Raw genomic sequence first — 16,951 nt, forward strand, 5'->3', positions numbered from 1 at the left:
CACCCCGGCCGGCCAGAAGGCGTTCGACGAAGTCGCCCGCAAATACCGCGCCGACCGCAACTTCAAGCAGACGGTCGACCGCTACATCGCCGAGTTCGAGCGGCTGCTCGACGAGGTCGCCCGCGACGAGCGCGGCCCCGCCGTGCTGCGCAGCCATCTCACCTCGGAGACGGGGCTGGTCTATACCCTGCTCGCGCATGCGGCGGGACGGCTGGGATAAAGGTTTTGAGCTGATCGCGGAACAAAGAAAGGAGGCAGCGATGCCTCCGTTTTTGTTTCGGTAAATATGGACAGATATTCCACCCGCTTCGCGGGATCAGGACTACCATGGGCACGACAACAGCGAAGAGCAAATGGATTTCTTCGAATCCGAAGTGCGAAGGGTTCAGAATCTATTCGAGGAAGCCGATCGGATGAACGGCCGGCTTCGTCTGTAGCGAACTCGCCCGCCCTACGGCCGCTTCTTGTCGTTCGCATTCGCTGCCGCGGGAGTCGGGCCCGGCCTGCTGGGCGGCGGCTCGGCCGCCGGCGCGCTAGCGTTGCCCGCGCCGAACAGAACCCGGGTCGGGTTGCGGTCGAAATTGTTCACCGCGCGGCTGATGTCGCCCAGCGTGCGGCGGCCGTCGGCCATCAGGGCGCCCGAGCGCTTGTCGAAATCATCCGCCAGTTCGCGGATCGATTTCACGGTCAGGAGCAATTCGCCGCCTTCCTTGCCGCCGGCCAGCGTGTTGAGGCCGAGCATCAGATTGTCGGCCTTGACCATCACGCCGTCGACTTTCGCCATGACGTCGTCGATCTTCTCGGAATTGCGCGCCAGCGAGCTGGTGAAGGTTTCGAGGTTCTTGAGCGAGTTCTTCACCGCCTGCTGGTTGTCGGCGACCACCCGATTGATGTTCTGCAAGGTGCCGCGGATCGCCTCGGTGACGTCCTGCAGCGCGTTGGGATCGGCCGTCAGCGTCGGCACGCCGTCCTCGTCCAGCGGCACCGGGGGCGCTGCCTCCTCGCCGCCCTTCAGCGAGATCGCGGCGACGCCGGTCAGCCCCTGGAATTCGAGCCCGACCAGGGTGTCCTTGCGGATCGGGGCGTTGTTCTCGACCATGGCGAGTGCGACGACACGACGCGGGTTGTCCAGCTTCACGGACATCACCTCGCCTACCCGGATACCGTTGAAATTGACGCTGCCGCCGTTGCGCAGGCCCGCGGCCGGGCCTTCGAACACGATGCGCAGCGGGCTGCGCGCCTTGGTGGTGTGGAGTGACTGGAACCACAGCACGAAGCCGAACGCCGCGGCAATCACTGCCAGCGTGAACGATCCGATCAGGACGAAGTTCGCCCGCGTTTCCATCTCTACCAACTCCGATTACTAACCCATGACCGCGCGGGCGCGCTTGCCGTGGAAATAGGCCCTCAACCAGGGATGCTGCGAGGCCTGCATGTCGGCCATCGACCCTGCGGCAATGATCTTACCGTTCCCTAAAACGGCAATACGGTCACACGCGGTGTAAAGGCTGTCGAGATCGTGGGTTACCATGAAAACGGTCAGACCCAAAGTACGCTGCAGGGTCCGCACCAGTTCGTCGAAGTCGCCGGCGCCGATCGGATCGAGCCCCGAAGTCGGCTCATCGAGGAACACCAGTTCGGGATCGAGCGCCAGTGCGCGCGCCAGCGCCACGCGCTTGATCATGCCGCCGGAGAGTTCCGAGGGAAAACGATCGGCCACTTCGGGCCGCAATCCCACCATTCCGAGCTTGGCCTCCGTAATCTCATCGAGCAGCCGCTGCGACACGTTGAGATATTCGCGCACCGGGAACTGGATGTTCTGCCGCACCGTCAGCGAGGAAAACAGCGCGCCCTGCTGGAACAGGATGCCCCAGCGCCGCTCCACCCCGCGCCGCTCCGCGGTGCTGGCGGCATCGAGATCGATCCCGAATACCTCGATACGACCCGATATTTTAGGGACGAGGCCGATGATGGTGCGCGTCAGCACCGACTTGCCGGCGCCGGAGGGGCCGACAAAGCCCAGGATCTCGCCGCGCTTCACGTCGAGATCGAGCCCGTCCAGAACCTTGGTCGAGCCGAACTGCACCGAGATGTCACGGACCCGGATGATGGCGTCTTGCATTTGGGGCGTCATCGTCACATTCCGATCGAGGCGAAAAAGATCGCGAATACGCCGTCCATCACGATGACGAAGAAAATCCCCTTCACGACCGAGGAGGTGGTGTGCTGGCCGAGCGACTCGGCGCTACCCTCGACCGCCAGCCCCTCGACGCAGGCCACGATGCCGATCACCGCCGCCATCACCGGGGCCTTGATGATGCCGACCGTGAAGTGGTCGATCGAGATGGCGTCGCGCAGCCGAAGCAGGAACGCTTCGGGATCGACACCGCCATAGAGCCAGGCCACCAGGCCGCCGCCATAGAGTGCTGCGATGGCGCCGAGAAAGGCCAGGATCGGCAGCGCGATGATCAGGGCCAGCATCCGCGGCAGGATCAGCACCTCGATCGGATCGAATCCCATGGTGCGCAGCGCGTCGATCTCCTCGCGCATCTTCATGGAGCCGAGTTCGGCGGTGTAGGCGCTGCCCGAGCGGCCCGCCACCATGATCGCCACCAGCAGCACGCCGATTTCGCGCAGCACCAGCACGCCCAGCATGTCGACCACGAAAATGTCCGCGCCGAATTTGCGGAAATGGAAAATGCCCTGCTGGGAGATGATGCAGCCGATCAGGAAGGTGATCAGCACCACGATCGGCACCGCGCGCCAGCACACCTGCTCCAGATGGTGCACGGTCGAGGTCAGGCGGAAGGCCCTCGGGTGAATCAGGACCCGGCCGGTCGCGGCCAGCACCGCGCCGAGCATGTCGATCAGGCCGATGATGGTGCCGCCGATGCCGGCCATGGCGCGGCCGATCTGGTCCAGCATCCCCGTGATCGTCACCGAAGTGGCGTCGATCGCAGGCGTCGCCTTCACTCGGCGCACCTCGTCGACCAGGCTCGAATAGTTGGCCGAGAGGCCTGCGATCTTCGCCTCGACGCCGCCATGGGTCAGGCTGCGGCGCAGCCGCTCGATCAGCCAGGCGCCGAAGGTGTCGAGTTTTGAGACCTGCGACACGTCGATGAAGATATCGGGTCGGGTTCCCGCCAGCTTTTCGGCGTCGGCAACGATCTGCTCCAGATCTGGCGCGAAACGGGCGGTCCAGGAACCTGCGGCGCACAGCGCAAGGCCGTTGCCCTGTGCAATCCGCTCCAATGTCGGGTCGCCGTTCACGCGGCAGCCTCCTGCGCCGATTCTCGGCTATTCATCAAAAGGGAAATATCCAGCACCCGCTACCGCCTTGTAGAGCACGCCCCTAACCAGCCATACTTGGTTGCGCCGGGCAAGCATGCGGTTCAGAAATTGTCAGATTTTAAAATGACTTCCAGCCAATCCCCAATGCTGTCGGCGAGAATCGAACGCTGGCCGATCGCGGGCTCCTTCACTATCAGCCGCGGCGCCAAGACCGAAGCCGTGACGGTGGTCGCACAAGTCAGCCGCGGCGGCCACAGCGGGCGCGGCGAGTGCGTGCCCTATCCGCGCTATGGCGAGACGGTGGAAGCGACGCTGGCCGCCCTCGAGGCGATGCAGGAACCGCTCTCACGCGGGCTCACCCGGCAGGACCTGCAGGCGGCGATGCCTCCCGGCGCGGCCCGCAACGCGCTGGATTGCGCGCTGGTGGACCTCGAGGCCAAGACCAGCGGCCAACGCGCCTGGGACCTGCTGGGACGCCCCGCGCCCAAGCCCTGCATCACCGCCTACACCATTTCGCTGGGAACCGCCGAGGTCATGGCGGCCGCAACCGCCAAGGCCGCGCACCGGCCGTTGCTCAAGATCAAGCTCGGCGGCGACGGCGATGGCGCGCGTATCGCCGCGGTGCGCAAGGCCGCCCCTGACTCGGAACTCATCGTGGACGCCAACGAGGCCTGGACGCCGGACAATCTCGAGCGAAACTTGCGGGATTGCGCGCAGGCCGGCGTCAACCTGGTCGAACAGCCGCTGCCGGCCGGCCAGGACGAGGCGCTGGCACGCATCCACCGGCCGGTTGCCGTCTGCGCCGATGAAAGCGTGCATGACCGCGCCTCCCTGGGCGGGCTGCGCGCGCGCTACGATGCCGTCAACATCAAGCTCGACAAGACCGGCGGGCTGACGGAGGCCGTGGCCATGGCGGACGCCGCGCAGGCGCTGGGATTTGAGATCATGATCGGCTGCATGGTCGCAACCTCGCTGGCGATGGCCCCGGCGATGCTGCTCGCGCCCCTGGCCCGGTTCGTCGATCTCGATGGTCCGCTGTTGCTGTCGCGCGACCGCGACGGCGGCTTGCGCTACGACGGCAGCCTGGTCTATCCGCCAGAGGCCGCACTTTGGGGATGATCCGCGAGCCGACTTCGCGCCAGCCACATCACCAGTGCGCCTGACAGCGCCATCGCGGCCATGACGTAGTAGACGCCCTGCCCGTGCCGGGCATAGACCGCGCCGGACAGGATCGACGCGCTCGAGGTGACGATGCCGCTGCAGGCCGCGTAATAGCCCTGCCCCCGGGCCATTAGCTGGACCGGCACATGGCGCACCAAAAGTCCCATGGTGCCGACCTGGGTAATGCCATACGTCAGCCCATGCGCCAGTTGGACCACGGCCAGCACCGCGACCGAGGGTTCCTGCGCCGTGATCAGCCAGCGCGCCACACCGGCGAGCCCGCCGATCACCACCAGCACGGCCGGGGAGAACGTGAAACGCGGCGACAGCGCGAACACCACGATCTCGGCGAGCACCCCCAGCACCCACAGCCCTGCAACGGTCAATCCGCCGAGGCCGGCGCCCTGCCAGGTGATGGAGGCAAAGGTGTAGTAGGCGGCGTGGCTGCCCTGAATCAGCGCCGCCGCGACAATGATGGCGAGAAAACCGGGATCGCGCAGCAGCGCGCCGGCGCGATGCGGCGTCGCCGGCGCTGGCTTGGGATGGTCCAGCCGCTGCAGTCCGAGGCTGACCAGCGCGCCGAGCCCGGCCATGGCCGCGATCACCCAGATCAAATGCCGCGCCGCGATCACGTCGACCAACAGCCCGCAGACCAGCGCGCCGACCACGAAGGCGGCCGAGCCCCACAGCCGCAGCGGCCCGTAATTGAGACCGTAGCGCGCCACGCCGCGCAGCGCATAGGCGTCGGTCAGCGGCACCATCGGCGTCCACATGCAGGCGGTGACGGCGTAGACCAGAAATACCAGCAGCGGCTGCTGCTGGGTGCCGACCGCCGAAAGCCCGAGCGCGGTCGCAAACGCCGTGACCATCAGGGCGCCGCGCAGCGAATAGCGGCTTTCGGCAAGCCCGGTGACGAACGGCAGCGTCGTAAACCGTGTCACCGACGGGATGGCCGTAATGATACCGATCCACGAGGCGTCGATCCCGACCGCCTTCAGCCACACCGGGAAGAACGGCAGGTGGGTTCCCCCCAATCCAAACAGCGTGCCGTAGAACAACGCGAGCCTCAGCGCGAATCGCTTTGAAGTACCGTGAGATACGATGGGGATTTGTGATTCGAGTGGCATCAAACCAATTGCGATTCGGTCGATATCATGATGATCGTTAGCCTAACGCGCGTTGATTTGCGCGATGAGTCTCACATGGCCGACGAAGCATTCGCCCTATCGCCGATCTCCGCCCGCGCAAGCCTGCCGGGCGAGGAAGACTATGAGGCGATCAGCCACGCGTTCATGGAGACGTCGCGCGGCCGCTGGTTTCTCGGCGAATATGCCAAGCGTAACCGCAACGCCGACACCCGCATGGTGCTCGACGCGGTGGCCCGGATCGAGCAAACCGTCGCCGCGCAGAAGCAGGCGGCCTCCGAAAGCCGGCTGACGGAGGCGCTGGCCGCCGTCCGCCGCGCGGTCTATGAGGCCCAGGGCGCGGCCGCGGCAGCCGTCCAGAACCTCGGGCTCGAGGAAAATCTAGCGCCGGTCCGCAAGGGCTCCCGGATCATCAAGGAGATCAGCTGGCGCTGGCGAGAAATCGGCGCCGACGGCCGGATCTGCGACCTCCTGGATTCCCAGGTCACCGCCATCGACGATGCCTGCGGGCAAATCACGTCCGCCAGCCTGCAGGCCGCCTTGATCGCAGCGTTCGATCTGATCAAGACGCGGATCGCGGCGCTGGACGACAGGGATGCGGCTGCCCCGCCCCCGCCGGCCGCTCAGGAAGCGGCTCCGCCTCCCTTCTCTTCCGCCGCATCGGATGCGATGCCGAACTCGTTTGTCGAGGCGGTAGAGGAGATGCCAGCGGCAAAGGTCTCCGACGCCGCGACGAGCATGCCGGCGGAAGCCGTTGAGGACACGCCTGAAACCCTGGATCTGGCGCCCGAGGCCATCGAGACCCCAGAAGAAGGCGCTGATGCGACTGTAGAGGCCGCTGATATGGCGGCTGAGATTCTTGATCCGGCGCCTGAAGCCGCCGACGAAAATCCAGAAACCACAGAGGCTTACGACGAAGCCTTGCTGGACATGGTCGCGCTCGAAATGGGCGCGCCGGACCCGGACGAGTTCGACGATGCCCCGGTTGCTGCCGCCGATGAAATCGACGCGATGGAGTTGCCGGAGCCAATGCCGGCCGAGCCGGTCACGTTTGCACGTGAAACCGTGCCGTGGGCCGCGCCGCAGCCGGCTCAAGCTTCACTTCAACCTTCGCTTGAACCCTCCCCTAAACCTGATGTCGAACCTTCGCTCGGCTCGACGTTCCTTGCCGGCGGCTTCCTGCAAAAGCCCAAGCCATCGGCGTCAGATCCGCTGGCGCCGATCCGGCGCATGAGCCAGGCCGAGAAGATCGCGTTCTTCTCCTGATCCTGATTCTGAAGATCAGTTGATCAGCCGCGCGTAGAGGTCCGCATCGACATTGCCGCCGGACAGCACGATGACGACTGTCTTTCCAGCCGCCTCGATATGACCGGCCAGGAGCGCGGCAAGGCCGACCGCCCCGCCCGGCTCGACCACGAGCTTCAGCTCCCGGAACGCAAACCCGACCGCGATGCCGACTTCCGCGTCCGAAGCCGTGATGCCCTGCGAAAGCAGCCGGCTGTTGATCGCAAAGGTGAGCTCGCCGGGGATCGAGGCCATCAGCGCGTCGCAGATGGTGCGGCCCTTGGAGGCGTGCGGTTCGCGTTTCCCGGCGCGCAGGGAACGGGCATGGTCGTCGAAGGCCTCCGGCTCGGCCGACATCAGCACGGCCTGCGGATAGCGCGCCTTGACCGCGGTCGCGACCCCCGCCACCAGGCCGCCGCCGGAGGCCGGCGCCACCACGATATCGGGAGCGACACCGAGGGCTGCCATATCCTCGCAGATCTCCCGACCCACCGTGCCCTGGCCGGCAATTACGAGGGGGTCGTCATAGGGCCGCACCAAAGTGGCGCCGCGTTTGTCGGCGATGTCGCGGGCGATGGCTTCGCGGTCCTCGCGGTCGCGGTCGTACAGCACCACCTCGGCGCCATAGGCCTTGGTCCGCTCGCGCTTGGACAGCGGCGCATCGGCCGGCATCACGATGGTCGCCGGCATGTTCAGGATCCGCGCCGCCGCCGCCACGCCCTGGGCGTGGTTGCCGGAGGAGAACGCGACCACCCCGCCGCCGCGCGCGCTTTCCGGGATCGACGACATCCTGTTGAAGGCGCCGCGGAACTTGAACGATCCGGTCCGCTGCAGCATTTCAGGCTTCAGGAACACCCTGGTTCCAACGCGCTCGTCCAGCGCGGGCGAGGACAATAGCGGCGTCCGCACCGCGAACGCCGCGAGCACGCGCGCGGCGGCATCGATATCGGCGGAATTGACGGGCAAGGCTTGTGATTGTTGGGCCTGGGATTGTTGGGTCATCCGGGCCTTGTATCGCGGACCGCAACAGGCGGGCAAGCCGCCTGGGCTTCACGCTCAGGCGACCAGGCTCGGATGTTCCGCCGCGAACGGCACCGCATCGCTTTTCGCATCGGCCGGGCGGATGTCGGTCATGTTATCGATGAAGGCGCGGGCCGAGGCCTCCCAGGTATGCCCGGCTGCAAATTCGAGGCACGCCTGCGGCGGGATCTGCAGCGCGGCCAGGCACGCCATGCGCAGATCGTCGTTCAACGCGCCGACCGGGGCGGTGCCGATCACGTCGCGCGGCCCGGTCACGGGAAAGGCGGCCACCGGCACGCCGCTGGCCAAGGCCTCCAGCAGCACGAGACCAAAGGTGTCGGTCTTGCTCGGAAACACGAAGGCGTCGGCCCCCGCATAGGCTTCAGCCAGGGCCTCGCCCTGCCGGGACCCGAGAAACACGGCTTGCGGATATTTCCGCGCCAGAGCGGCGCGTGCCGGCCCGTCGCCGACGATCACCTTGCTGCCGGGCAGATTGAGGTCGAGAAACGCCTCGAGATTCTTTTCGACCGCGACGCGGCCGACGCAGAGGAACACCGGGCGCGGCAGCCCAAGGTCGACGCTTCGCGGATGGAACAGGCGCGCGTCAACGCCGCGCGGCCATAACACCACGTTGCGAAAGCCGCGGACGCGCAATTCGGCGGCCAGCGCCGGCGTCGCCGCCATCACCGCCTCGCTGGGGGCGTGGAACCAGCGCAGCGCCGCCCAGATCCAGGATTCGGGGATCGGCAGCCGCGCCGAGATATATTCGGGAAATCGGGTGTGAAAGCTCGTGGTGAACGGTAATCCGTGCTTGCGACAATAGCGCCGCACCAGCAATCCGATCGGCCCTTCGGTCGCGATATGAATGCTGTCCGGCCTCGCTTCGGTGATCAGGCGCGAGATCTTCGCTTGATAGGGCAGCGCCACGCGCAGATCGCGGTAGCTCGGCAGCGCGAAGGTGCGGAACGACTCCGGGGTGAGGAAGCTGACCTCGGTGCCCAGCCCTCTTGCCGCTTCCGCCATCATGGCCAGCGTACGGACCACCCCGTTGACCTGGGGATGCCACGCATCGGTCGCGACCATGATCCGCATCAGGCGGCACGCGCCGCGACGGAAGCAACGGGAACCGCCTTCCGCAGCGGATCGGTCCAGGTGATGATCTCGAACCGGCCGTCTTCGTGCTCGACCAATGCGGTGCAGCTCTCCACCCAGTCGCCGCAGTTCATGTAGCGAACGCCGTGCTCGTCGCGGATGGTGGCGTAATGGATATGGCCGCAGATCACGCCGTCGGCGCCGTGACGCCGCGCCTCGGCGGCGAGCGTCTGCTCGAAGGCGCCGATATAATTCACGGCGTTCTTGACCTTCAGCTTGGCCCACTGCGACAGCGACCAGTAGGGCACACCGAACATGCGTCGGAAGAAGTTGACGAGTCGGTTCATCTGGATCGCGAAGTCGTAAGCCTTGTCGCCGAGATGGGCGAGCCAGCGCGCATTCTGCACGACGAGATCGAAGATATCGCCGTGGATCACCAGATAGCGCCGCCCGTCGACGCCGGTATGGATGGTGTTCTCGACGACGTCGATGCCGCCGAAATGCGTGCCGTAATAGTTCCTCAGGAATTCGTCGTGATTGCCGGGGACGTAGATGACCTTGGCGCCCTTGCGCGCCTTGCGCAGCATCTTCTGCACAAAGTCGTTGTGCGATTGCGGCCAGTACCAGTTGGATCGCAGCGCCCAGCCGTCGACGATATCTCCCACCAGATAGATGGTATCGGCATCATGGGTGCGGAGAAAATCCAGCAACCGGTCGGCTTGCGAGCCGCGGGCTCCGAGATGGACGTCCGAGATAAACAAAGTGCGAAAGCGCCGTTCCGGCAACTCGTCACTCATAGCGTCATTCCCATGCGCGAGCAGCTAACCGATTCCCGTGACAGCCCGATGACGAGGCTGCCTGTTTTGAGCATGATCTGTTCGGAAAACCGGTCCCCATTTTTCCGGATCATGATCGTACGCCACCGATGGAACCGCCCGCTCGAAACAGACCAGCGTATAGATCCCGAACGGCGCCACCTTGCGCCGTGCCACCAGGTTGGCGTCCTTGTTGGCTTGAGCCCAGGCCTGCAGCCGCGCGAACGGAAATTCCGGCCGCAGGCCGAGCGCACGGATGCGCCTGGCGGCCCAGCGCTCGACCGCCACGGCGACGCCTTTTTCTGAATAGAGATGGTTAACGAGGATGATCCGCCCGCCCGGCTTCACTACGCGGTGGCATTCGGACAGCACCTGCTCGGGATTGGCCACCAGCGTGATGACGAACTGCGCCACCACGCAGTCGAACGTGGCGTCGGCAAAACTCATCCGATGCGCGTCCATCAGTTGCACATCCCTGACGTAGGGATAGCGGCCGCTCGCCATCTTCTCGCGCGCCTTCGCAAGCATCGGCGCGGAAAGATCGATGCCGGTGATTTCGGTAGTGAAATCGTAATCGTCGAACGAAAGACCGGTGCCGACGCCGACCTCGAGAATTCTGCCGCCGATCTCGCGCGCGGCCCTGGCCGCCGCGCGGCGGCCGTTTACCATCACCGGTCCGCACACGGCGTCATAGATCGGCGCCCACCGCGCATAGGCGGTTTCAACGATGCTGCGGTCGAGATCGGAACTTCTCATGTGCCATCCAGCAAGCGTTCAAGACGAATCAACGGTCTTCCTGCTGAATGGCGAATAACAGCGCCGTACGACAACTGAGCGACAGCCTCTCGACATTTCGTCGCGGCGAACGCCGGTGGATAGTGCGTAGCGACCGCATTTTTCAAACAACGTCGTTCAAACATAGTTTCGCGATCTCGCGGCTGGATATGCCCGAGGTTTGCTTGAAAATTCCTTACCCTCCGATCAGAGGGCGCAGGGAATGCCGGGCGCCCGATGCGCCCGATAGCCGCGTGTGCAATGATAGTGGTAGAACGCACACGCGTTAGTCAGGTCACACCGGAATCACCCGGCATTCCCCGCGCAATGGTTTTAACGGCTTCCTTCGTGCTCTCCTCGGCGATCGGGCTTTTTTGTCACCGCCGCCCGCGGAGCTTGCTCCGCGAACTTGACGCCAGCGTCGAGGCGTCAGGACCACACGACTTCTCCGTCCGCTTCAGCGCTGTTCGTCGAGAGCGCATCAGCGTCCATCGCATCCACCCCGCGTCCGTGACGATCGCGATACGCCCCTCGAGTGGGGTGAGACGGCTGAAGTTATGAAAGTGATTTGCGAAAAAGTGGAAGGAGAAATTTTCTTCAAGCGGGACTGGACGGATAGAAACGGCTTGATCCAGCTCGACAAATTCGATTTTGCCCGCAAGTCGCGCCAACCGCGGGCAACCCGAAGTTTTGACTTTATGTCGGCTACGTACATGGCATGATCATGCCATCACCGGTCCGACCTCGGTATCCATCGGTGACAGAGAGTGTTGTGCTGTCGCCTGATCCAAAAGGGGGCATTCATGCCTCAAAGCCAGGTTTCCCGGCTCCGGCCGGTTGATGAGTGGGCTTGCCCGAAGTGCCTCTCAGGCACCATGGAACAGGCACGCCTCGGGGCGGGGTCCGCCGCGCTCAGTCCCAACATTTTCCAGTGCAGCAACTGCGATCACGTCGAGGTCGTGTCGAAGGCCGAGGAAAAGCATCATGGAGAAATACATTCACCGGGAGAACCTGGCCCTGCTGAGGAAGCGCCTCGCGGAAGCGCAGGACGACACCACCCGCAAGGTGATCATGAAGTTGCTCGCGGAGGAGGAGGCCAAGGATTCCGCGCCTCGGACGGCGCGAAAATGACCCGCAGGGGCATTGAGTTCACGCTCATGCAGCTCCAACCCGGGTTATGGCAATGGCAGTTCCGGATCGGCCAGGCCGTCACGACCGGGGAGACCAGAACAAAACTCAAGGGTATGGCCGCTCGCAGGGCTCAACAGCGAATTGACCGTGAGCTGAAAAAGCCGTGCGACCTCAGTCACAAACAGATCGACAACGCCGGCGTGCCGGATGCTTCCTAGGCCGCGCCGACCACGCGAAAAACGCAGCGTCCGCTTGATCCGCGCATACGCGATTGCAGATTTTGCCAACAGACCGGTCTCGGCAGCGCCATTCTCACACGCCAGATAGACGACGGCATCCTGCGCACCGTCAAGCCCGGCTTTCGCCGATTGATCCTTGCAAACACGCCGTTGGGGCAATCGAAGCGAACATCGCGTGGCGCGCGAGAGGCGGCGGCAACGCTTTAAAGATCGAGGCCGGCACGGCCTCCGCATCTCTGGGGATGGAGATCAAGGGGCCGCGCCGGGCCTCGCAACGCAGACAACGGGGCGGCCCGTTCATGCGCCGGCAAACACGTGACTGCCATTTGTTGCCCTCGCATTATTGCCGCAGCCGCACACCGGCCCTGTCCAATATTGCTCAATCCCACAAGATTTTTTGACCCGCCACGCGAGACCGATGAACGATCCCGGCAAGCGGACGGCTTCGCATTTGAGATCATCATGGAGACTCATGGGTGAAACTGCCGAGCCTCACCCGTCGAACAGTCGCGCAGCCGATCCAATTTTTGCGCGGCGGTTATCCGTGATGTCCAATACAGCGCCAAACACGCCTGCGATCGCGGATGCCCTCTGTCAGGCAGCGGACCGACGAGACGAGCGCAGACGGTGTAGATTTTCTGGAGTAACCGGGGGAGGCCGCCATGAGTCGGTTCTACTTCCATATTCGCCTGGGCGACCAGATCATCGTTGATCAAGAAGGATCGGACCTGGCGGATCCCGCCGCGGCTCACGAGGAAGCACTGGCCGCGGCCCGCCAGATTTTGGCAGACGCCATACGGTCCGGCAGCGAAGATTCCCCCGAAGCATTCGTCATCGCCGACGGCGAAGGCCGTGAGCTGGAAACCGTGCTGTTCGCAGCGGTTCTGCCCAAACGGTTGCAGTATCAGCCCCAGCCGGCGGCATCCGGTTGACGTCGTGATTTCACTCGTCAGCGAAACCGGCACGGTAACTGATCGGGACCGCGCCCGCGCCCTGAACCAGAATACGGATGTTGGCGATGGCAATACTGGCCTCGTCAATGAAGACCAGGTTCGTCGCGCCGGGATTCAGCGGCTCGAGAACGACCGAACGATCGCTGCGCGTCCTGACATTCACGACATTGGGATCGCCAACCAGGACGGTCTTGAAAGGCCGCTCAAGCGCGAGCGCCGACCCGGCACCGAGTCTCAGGGTGATGGTCCGATCCTCCGCCCAGGTCGCGGAACTTGCGGCCGCGAGAACGGCCAACGCCAGCAAGAAGGCCAGTGCGAAGACGCGTGCGCCAGGTTTTGCGGTCATCGTCATTTCCTTCGCGCTCGGGATCTGGTTCGCAGCGGACAATACCGCCACGCGCCTCGCGCCGGCGTGAACTGGTTCACAATGAGCGGAGCAATGATCGTCAGCGCTTTGTCTCTTGGGTCGACGAAGCGATGGGCCGCTACCGGATCAGAACGGGCCGCCGTCTGAGAATCAGTGCCGCCCGTGATAGATGATTTCATTGGAGCCGCCGGTGTTGTCGACGTCGACGACATCGACCTTTTTCCCCTTCCTGAGGAAGACGCAGCCCTTCGGGCGCCGGCTTGAGCGTGAAGGCGTGGTTCTCGGCATTGCCGGGGCTCAGATACAGAAAGGGGCCGCCGTCATAGGGCTCGGGAACCGGTTCCGCCGCGGCGATATCTGGCGCTGAAGCCGCAAATGACCGCGGCCAGCACGGTGGGACGAATTTTCTTCAGCAGCAAATGGGGTGCTTTCTCATTTCCGGCGATGACAGGATGCCGTCCGGCTTGGTCGCCGTTTGAGCGGTCAGGGTTCAAGGCCGCCCGACCGCCGCTCGCCGTCCGACCTCCGGTTTAATACGGGGCCGAATATTCATCGGCTGGCATGATATTCGCTTCATCATGCTCGCCGGGCATTCCCTTTTTTGGAGATAAAATGGGAGACATCGTAAAATTTCCGAAGCCTGATCCAGACCGCGAGATTGCTCGTCTTATTCAACAGGCCCGCGCGCTATACGAGAGCGTGTTTCCGACTGAAAAATGCCCCGCTGGCGTACAGCAGGACACCCCCGCACGGACCTAGAGCTTCGGCTCTCGTGAGATCAGAATCGAAGCTCTGGATCCTTTGTTTGCCGCGTTTTCTCCCTGCAAACCGTTATCACCCCGGATCAAGCCCTGGGCAGGCTTTCGCTCGAAAACGCCATGGAAGCGACCGGCACGGTTCCTCGACAGTAGATCAGCATGGTTGAGCCGCAGGCTCGCGCCTCCGTCGGGGGCGATCGCCACCGCGCCGGCGTCAGCATACCCGCCGCTGCGGGGAAGCGGAGATAGCCGGTCCCGCGCGACCTGCTCGCCGGTGACGAGCGACTTGACCGGGTAATCTTATTTCGGCCCGGAGTCGTAGACCTTGATCATTGAGCGGACATCAGCGCGGGCAAGCTCAAGTTTGGAAACAACCGATGGCCACAGCATCCCGCGCTGTTTTTTGGCGCGCTTGATAAGCTTACGCAGCTTTTCCTCGAATTTGTCTGCTGCCGTTTCCGTGTTGCTCTTCAATCCTCCCATTTGGGCCGATCCTCCTCCCGGACAAGGGGCGCGATATCACACCCCCGGCAGATCATTGTACCCGCCAGGCAGGATCCAATAAAGCTTGGTGGATCTGGCTGAAAGCAACGGCCAAGCTTTGGAACCAAGCGGGAAATTGCTAACGCCGGAGACGAATTCCTGAATGCTGAACGGCCGAAAAGCCGGGCCCGGACACCCCGCCCGCGAGCAATGAGCCCAGCTTTTCACGGCGTTCGGCAGTCTTCTCCTCCAGCATCGTGATTTTCCTGTACCAGGTATTTCCCGTCACTTCGCTGCCGACCCAATCTGGCAGATCCAATCCGCGATCGGCTTGATCCAGTTCCACCTCGGCGATCGCAACCCCCTCCAGCAGGCCTTCATAGACGTCGATTTCCCAGGTCAGTCCGCCATGTAAGACGTAATGTCGCGTCTTTTCGAGAACACGATCGTCACACATGGTCCGCAACATTTCTTCTGCGTCTGAAACAGGGATCGGATATTCGAACTCGGAACGAGCGAAACCCGTGTACTCGCCCTTGACGGTGATGGTGGCGCGGCCGCCTGCAATTCGCCCCCGCGTCTTCCGGCCATTGGACATCGAAATAAGACCATCCCTTATCCTCGCACTGCGCGTGACAGATGCCTTCCATCCGTCGTGAGCAACAAGAAACTTGCGTTCAATTTCCAGCGACATAAGACCAAGCCAAAAGCCACATCCCGATCATATCCGGATATCAACCTGCCGCGGGGAACGGGAAAAATGCTTGATCCCCGTCAACCGCTCAATGCATTCAGCCAAATCTGCCGGTGATGAACCGCTGCGCACGCGGGTCGCCCGGCGCCACGAATATCTGGCGCACCGTGCCAAATTCGCACATCTCGCCCAGATACATAAAGCCCGCGTAATCCGAAACCCGCGCTGCTTGCTGAAGGTTGTGAGTTACGACGATGACCGTGTGGTCGCGCTTGAGTTCATCGATTGTATGCTCGATTTTTGCCGAAGATATCGGATCAATCGATGCGCACGGCTCGTCGAGAAGAAGAACCTCTGGCCGAATTGCGATGGTGCGGGCAATGCTGAGGCGTTGCTGCTGGCCGCCTGACAGCTCCAATCCGCTCTTCAAGAGCTGATCCTTCACTTCGTCCCAAAGCGCCACACGCCGCAATGCGCTTTCGACCTCTGCATCCGTTTGGGCCTTGGTGAGACTTCGATTGAGGCCGATACCAAAGGCGATGTTATCGTAGATCGACATCGGAAATGGCGTCGGCTTCTGGAAGACCATCCCCATTCGCGTTCTCAGAACGGTCACGTCCTGGTTCTTGGAAAGAATATCCTCGCCATCCAGCAAGACCTGGCCGTCGACGTGCTGGCCGGGATATAGGCTGTAGATACGATTGAAGACGCGCAGCAGGGTCGACTTGCCGCAACCGGATGGCCCGATGAATGCGGTTACCTGGTTGGCATAGATCGGCACTGAGACGTCCTTGAGTGCGTGATTGCTATCCTGATAGTAAAAGTCGAGATGCCGAACGCTTATCTTCTCTTCGAGTGGTTCGTGGTCCGGTCTTGACCGGATAACTCCGGCCAATTGATTGAATTTTCCGTCAGACTTGCCCGCGACTTCGGCGCTACGGATTTCCCGGATTGCGGGAGTCTCGGTCACGGCCATTGGCATGATCAACTCGGTCCAGTTGATGAACTTTCATCGAAGATAGGACCGATGGTGCATTGGCGCTTTGATCAAGCTCAATAGTCCGATGGTCAGTGAAACACCGCCCGTACCGACGTCAGGTCAACAGCTGTAATGAGATCGTCATTGCACTGTCATCTTGAAGCGTCGACGTTGACGGAGCCTGCCTGTCCTTGGTCACCTGCCGCCGTCACCGCTACGTCAGCAACGCTGCCTTGCGTCGTGTCAGAAATCCAGCGCGCGGAATGCTCAAGCCCGCCGCTGCGCGCGCAGCCACACAGCGAACGCGATCGCCACCGCGCCGGCCAGAGCGAACCAGGTGATGGCGTATTGCATGTGGTCGTCCTTCAGGTGGACGTCGAGCGGTCCCGGCTTCGGGATGCCGTTCGCCGGCAAAGGCTGCTCCAGATCGATATAGAACGGCGCGACCTCGCCCCAGCCGAGCGCACGTGCCATGGTGAGATGATCGCGCGTGAACCACAGCCGTTTTGTCAGGTTTTCCGCCGGCGTGAGGACGCCCGCGGCTTCCGGAAAGCGGAGATAGCCGGTCAGCGCGACCGGCCCGCCGGCAACGAGCGGCTTGACCGCGCGATCTTCCTGGTCGCGATCCTGCATCGTGTTCTGCACAAAGCCGGCATTGATCACGACGCTCTGGCCCGTCGAAAGCCGCGCCGGCAGGAACGCCCAGGTGCCGGGTCCCGAAATATCGTCGCGCACGGCGGAGCCCGAACTGTACACCATGGCGTC

The 16,951-nt window shown here is 63.3% G+C and carries 20 protein-coding genes; 6 read left to right on the top strand and 14 right to left on the bottom strand.

Annotation, left to right across the window (positions count from 1 at the left end; all coding sequences use genetic code 11):
- Positions 1–220: hypothetical protein (locus tag QZ213_RS10765; RefSeq protein WP_291686051.1), on the top strand; the 220-nt coding region annotated here is incomplete at its 5' end.
- A gap of 231 nt (positions 221–451) precedes the next feature.
- Here the strand turns inward: QZ213_RS10765 and QZ213_RS10770 are convergent.
- The 3 genes from QZ213_RS10770 to QZ213_RS10780 are packed head-to-tail and all read right to left on the bottom strand — an operon-like array spanning position 452 to position 3,270.
- The gene (locus QZ213_RS10770; protein WP_291686052.1) at positions 452–1,345 is read right to left on the bottom strand and encodes an MlaD family protein; all 894 of its coding nucleotides are present in this window, start codon (positions 1,343–1,345) and stop codon (positions 452–454) included.
- An 18-nt stretch (positions 1,346–1,363) separates the two neighbouring features.
- Positions 1,364–2,134 (bottom strand): ABC transporter ATP-binding protein, encoded by a 771-nt coding sequence (locus QZ213_RS10775; RefSeq protein ID WP_291686053.1) that lies wholly within the window; start codon positions 2,132–2,134, stop codon positions 1,364–1,366.
- A 2-nt stretch (positions 2,135–2,136) separates the two neighbouring features.
- The gene (locus QZ213_RS10780; RefSeq protein ID WP_291686054.1) at positions 2,137–3,270 is read right to left on the bottom strand and encodes an ABC transporter permease; all 1,134 of its coding nucleotides are present in this window, start codon (positions 3,268–3,270) and stop codon (positions 2,137–2,139) included.
- A gap of 144 nt (positions 3,271–3,414) precedes the next feature.
- On the opposite strand from QZ213_RS10780, the gene dgcA reads away from it, so the two are divergent.
- Complete coding sequence (gene dgcA, locus QZ213_RS10785; RefSeq protein ID WP_291686055.1) at positions 3,415–4,410, top strand: N-acetyl-D-Glu racemase DgcA; 996 nt, start codon at positions 3,415–3,417, stop codon at positions 4,408–4,410.
- Here dgcA and QZ213_RS10790 read toward each other — a convergent pair.
- Positions 4,380–5,579, bottom strand: coding sequence for an MFS transporter (locus QZ213_RS10790; protein ID WP_291686056.1), 1,200 nt, complete (start codon positions 5,577–5,579; stop codon positions 4,380–4,382). The two genes, dgcA and QZ213_RS10790, sit on opposite strands and share 31 nt — an antisense overlap.
- Positions 5,580–5,654: 75 nt before the next feature.
- Between QZ213_RS10790 and QZ213_RS10795 the strand changes: the two genes are divergently transcribed.
- A complete protein-coding gene (locus QZ213_RS10795; RefSeq protein ID WP_291686057.1) occupies positions 5,655–6,863 on the top strand; it encodes a hypothetical protein in 1,209 nt (402 codons plus the stop codon).
- A 15-nt stretch (positions 6,864–6,878) separates the two neighbouring features.
- On the opposite strand, the gene QZ213_RS10800 is transcribed toward QZ213_RS10795, so the two are convergent.
- Genes QZ213_RS10800 through QZ213_RS10815 form a run of 4 tightly spaced genes read right to left on the bottom strand, consistent with a single transcriptional unit; the run spans position 6,879 to position 10,564 of the window.
- Positions 6,879–7,883, bottom strand: a complete 1,005-nt coding sequence (locus QZ213_RS10800) for a threonine/serine dehydratase (RefSeq protein ID WP_291686058.1) — start codon at positions 7,881–7,883, stop codon at positions 6,879–6,881.
- Positions 7,884–7,937: 54 nt separating this feature from the next.
- Positions 7,938–8,993 carry a glycosyltransferase family 1 protein gene (locus QZ213_RS10805; protein ID WP_291686059.1) on the bottom strand — a complete coding sequence of 352 codons (1,056 nt, stop codon included), beginning with the start codon at positions 8,991–8,993 and terminating at the stop codon, positions 7,938–7,940.
- Positions 8,993–9,790 carry a UDP-2,3-diacylglucosamine diphosphatase gene (locus tag QZ213_RS10810; protein ID WP_291686060.1) on the bottom strand — a complete coding sequence of 266 codons (798 nt, stop codon included), beginning with the start codon at positions 9,788–9,790 and terminating at the stop codon, positions 8,993–8,995. The genes QZ213_RS10805 and QZ213_RS10810 overlap by 1 nt, the downstream gene beginning before the upstream one ends.
- Positions 9,791–9,814: 24 nt before the next feature.
- A complete protein-coding gene (locus QZ213_RS10815; protein WP_291686061.1) occupies positions 9,815–10,564 on the bottom strand; it encodes a class I SAM-dependent methyltransferase in 750 nt (249 codons plus the stop codon).
- Between the two features lie 1,002 nt (positions 10,565–11,566).
- Here QZ213_RS10815 and QZ213_RS10820 point away from each other — a divergent pair.
- From QZ213_RS10820 to QZ213_RS10830, 3 genes are all read left to right on the top strand, one after another.
- The gene (locus QZ213_RS10820) at positions 11,567–11,713 is read left to right on the top strand and encodes a hypothetical protein (protein ID WP_291686062.1); all 147 of its coding nucleotides are present in this window, start codon (positions 11,567–11,569) and stop codon (positions 11,711–11,713) included.
- Positions 11,710–11,931 carry a hypothetical protein gene (locus QZ213_RS10825; protein WP_291686063.1) on the top strand — a complete coding sequence of 74 codons (222 nt, stop codon included), beginning with the start codon at positions 11,710–11,712 and terminating at the stop codon, positions 11,929–11,931. Before QZ213_RS10820 ends, QZ213_RS10825 begins: the two co-directional genes overlap by 4 nt.
- A gap of 683 nt (positions 11,932–12,614) precedes the next feature.
- Positions 12,615–12,884: a hypothetical protein gene (locus tag QZ213_RS10830; RefSeq protein WP_291686064.1), complete on the top strand. Its 270-nt coding sequence runs from the start codon at positions 12,615–12,617 to the stop codon at positions 12,882–12,884.
- Positions 12,885–12,894: 10 nt separating this feature from the next.
- Here the strand turns inward: QZ213_RS10830 and QZ213_RS10835 are convergent, their stop codons facing one another.
- From QZ213_RS10835 to QZ213_RS10860, 6 genes are all read right to left on the bottom strand, one after another.
- Positions 12,895–13,302 carry a pilus assembly protein N-terminal domain-containing protein gene (locus QZ213_RS10835; protein WP_291686065.1) on the bottom strand — a complete coding sequence of 136 codons (408 nt, stop codon included), beginning with the start codon at positions 13,300–13,302 and terminating at the stop codon, positions 12,895–12,897.
- Between the two features lie 120 nt (positions 13,303–13,422).
- Positions 13,423–13,560, bottom strand: a complete 138-nt coding sequence (locus QZ213_RS10840; protein WP_291686066.1) for a hypothetical protein — start codon at positions 13,558–13,560, stop codon at positions 13,423–13,425.
- Positions 13,561–14,330: 770 nt separating this feature from the next.
- Positions 14,331–14,513, bottom strand: a complete 183-nt coding sequence (locus QZ213_RS10845; protein ID WP_291686067.1) for a hypothetical protein — start codon at positions 14,511–14,513, stop codon at positions 14,331–14,333.
- 139 nt (positions 14,514–14,652) lie between these two features.
- Positions 14,653–15,207, bottom strand: a complete 555-nt coding sequence (locus QZ213_RS10850; RefSeq protein WP_291686068.1) for a CYTH domain-containing protein — start codon at positions 15,205–15,207, stop codon at positions 14,653–14,655.
- A 97-nt stretch (positions 15,208–15,304) separates the two neighbouring features.
- Positions 15,305–16,189 carry a phosphate ABC transporter ATP-binding protein gene (locus QZ213_RS10855; RefSeq protein ID WP_291686069.1) on the bottom strand — a complete coding sequence of 295 codons (885 nt, stop codon included), beginning with the start codon at positions 16,187–16,189 and terminating at the stop codon, positions 15,305–15,307.
- Positions 16,190–16,453: 264 nt separating this feature from the next.
- The coding region (locus tag QZ213_RS10860) for an SURF1 family protein (protein WP_291686070.1) at positions 16,454–16,951 on the bottom strand (498 nt) is incomplete at its 5' end.

Source organism: Bradyrhizobium sp. (assembly GCF_017881085.1).
Classification (GTDB): domain Bacteria; phylum Pseudomonadota; class Alphaproteobacteria; order Rhizobiales; family Xanthobacteraceae; genus Bradyrhizobium.

Bases quoted from the DNA above. Each gene is read 5' to 3' on its own strand.
- QZ213_RS10820 (WP_291686062.1), top strand. From the start codon at position 11,567: ATGGAGAAATACATTCACCGGGAGAACCTGGCCCTGCTGAGGAAGCGC.
- QZ213_RS10795 (WP_291686057.1), top strand. From the start codon at position 5,655: ATGGCCGACGAAGCATTCGCCCTATCGCCGATCTCCGCCCGCGCAAGC.
- QZ213_RS10810 (WP_291686060.1), bottom strand. From the start codon at position 9,790: ATGAGTGACGAGTTGCCGGAACGGCGCTTTCGCACTTTGTTTATCTCG.
- QZ213_RS10790 (WP_291686056.1), bottom strand. From the start codon at position 5,579: ATGCCACTCGAATCACAAATCCCCATCGTATCTCACGGTACTTCAAAG.
- QZ213_RS10800 (WP_291686058.1), bottom strand. From the start codon at position 7,883: ATGACCCAACAATCCCAGGCCCAACAATCACAAGCCTTGCCCGTCAAT.
- QZ213_RS10825 (WP_291686063.1), top strand. From the start codon at position 11,710: ATGACCCGCAGGGGCATTGAGTTCACGCTCATGCAGCTCCAACCCGGG.
- QZ213_RS10840 (WP_291686066.1), bottom strand. From the start codon at position 13,560: ATGCCGAGAACCACGCCTTCACGCTCAAGCCGGCGCCCGAAGGGCTGC.
- QZ213_RS10850 (WP_291686068.1), bottom strand. From the start codon at position 15,207: ATGTCGCTGGAAATTGAACGCAAGTTTCTTGTTGCTCACGACGGATGG.
- QZ213_RS10775 (WP_291686053.1), bottom strand. From the start codon at position 2,134: ATGACGCCCCAAATGCAAGACGCCATCATCCGGGTCCGTGACATCTCG.
- QZ213_RS10770 (WP_291686052.1), bottom strand. From the start codon at position 1,345: ATGGAAACGCGGGCGAACTTCGTCCTGATCGGATCGTTCACGCTGGCA.
- QZ213_RS10855 (WP_291686069.1), bottom strand. From the start codon at position 16,189: ATGCCAATGGCCGTGACCGAGACTCCCGCAATCCGGGAAATCCGTAGC.
- QZ213_RS10815 (WP_291686061.1), bottom strand. From the start codon at position 10,564: ATGAGAAGTTCCGATCTCGACCGCAGCATCGTTGAAACCGCCTATGCG.
- QZ213_RS10845 (WP_291686067.1), bottom strand. From the start codon at position 14,513: ATGGGAGGATTGAAGAGCAACACGGAAACGGCAGCAGACAAATTCGAG.
- QZ213_RS10805 (WP_291686059.1), bottom strand. From the start codon at position 8,993: ATGCGGATCATGGTCGCGACCGATGCGTGGCATCCCCAGGTCAACGGG.
- QZ213_RS10830 (WP_291686064.1), top strand. From the start codon at position 12,615: ATGAGTCGGTTCTACTTCCATATTCGCCTGGGCGACCAGATCATCGTT.
- dgcA (WP_291686055.1), top strand. From the start codon at position 3,415: ATGACTTCCAGCCAATCCCCAATGCTGTCGGCGAGAATCGAACGCTGG.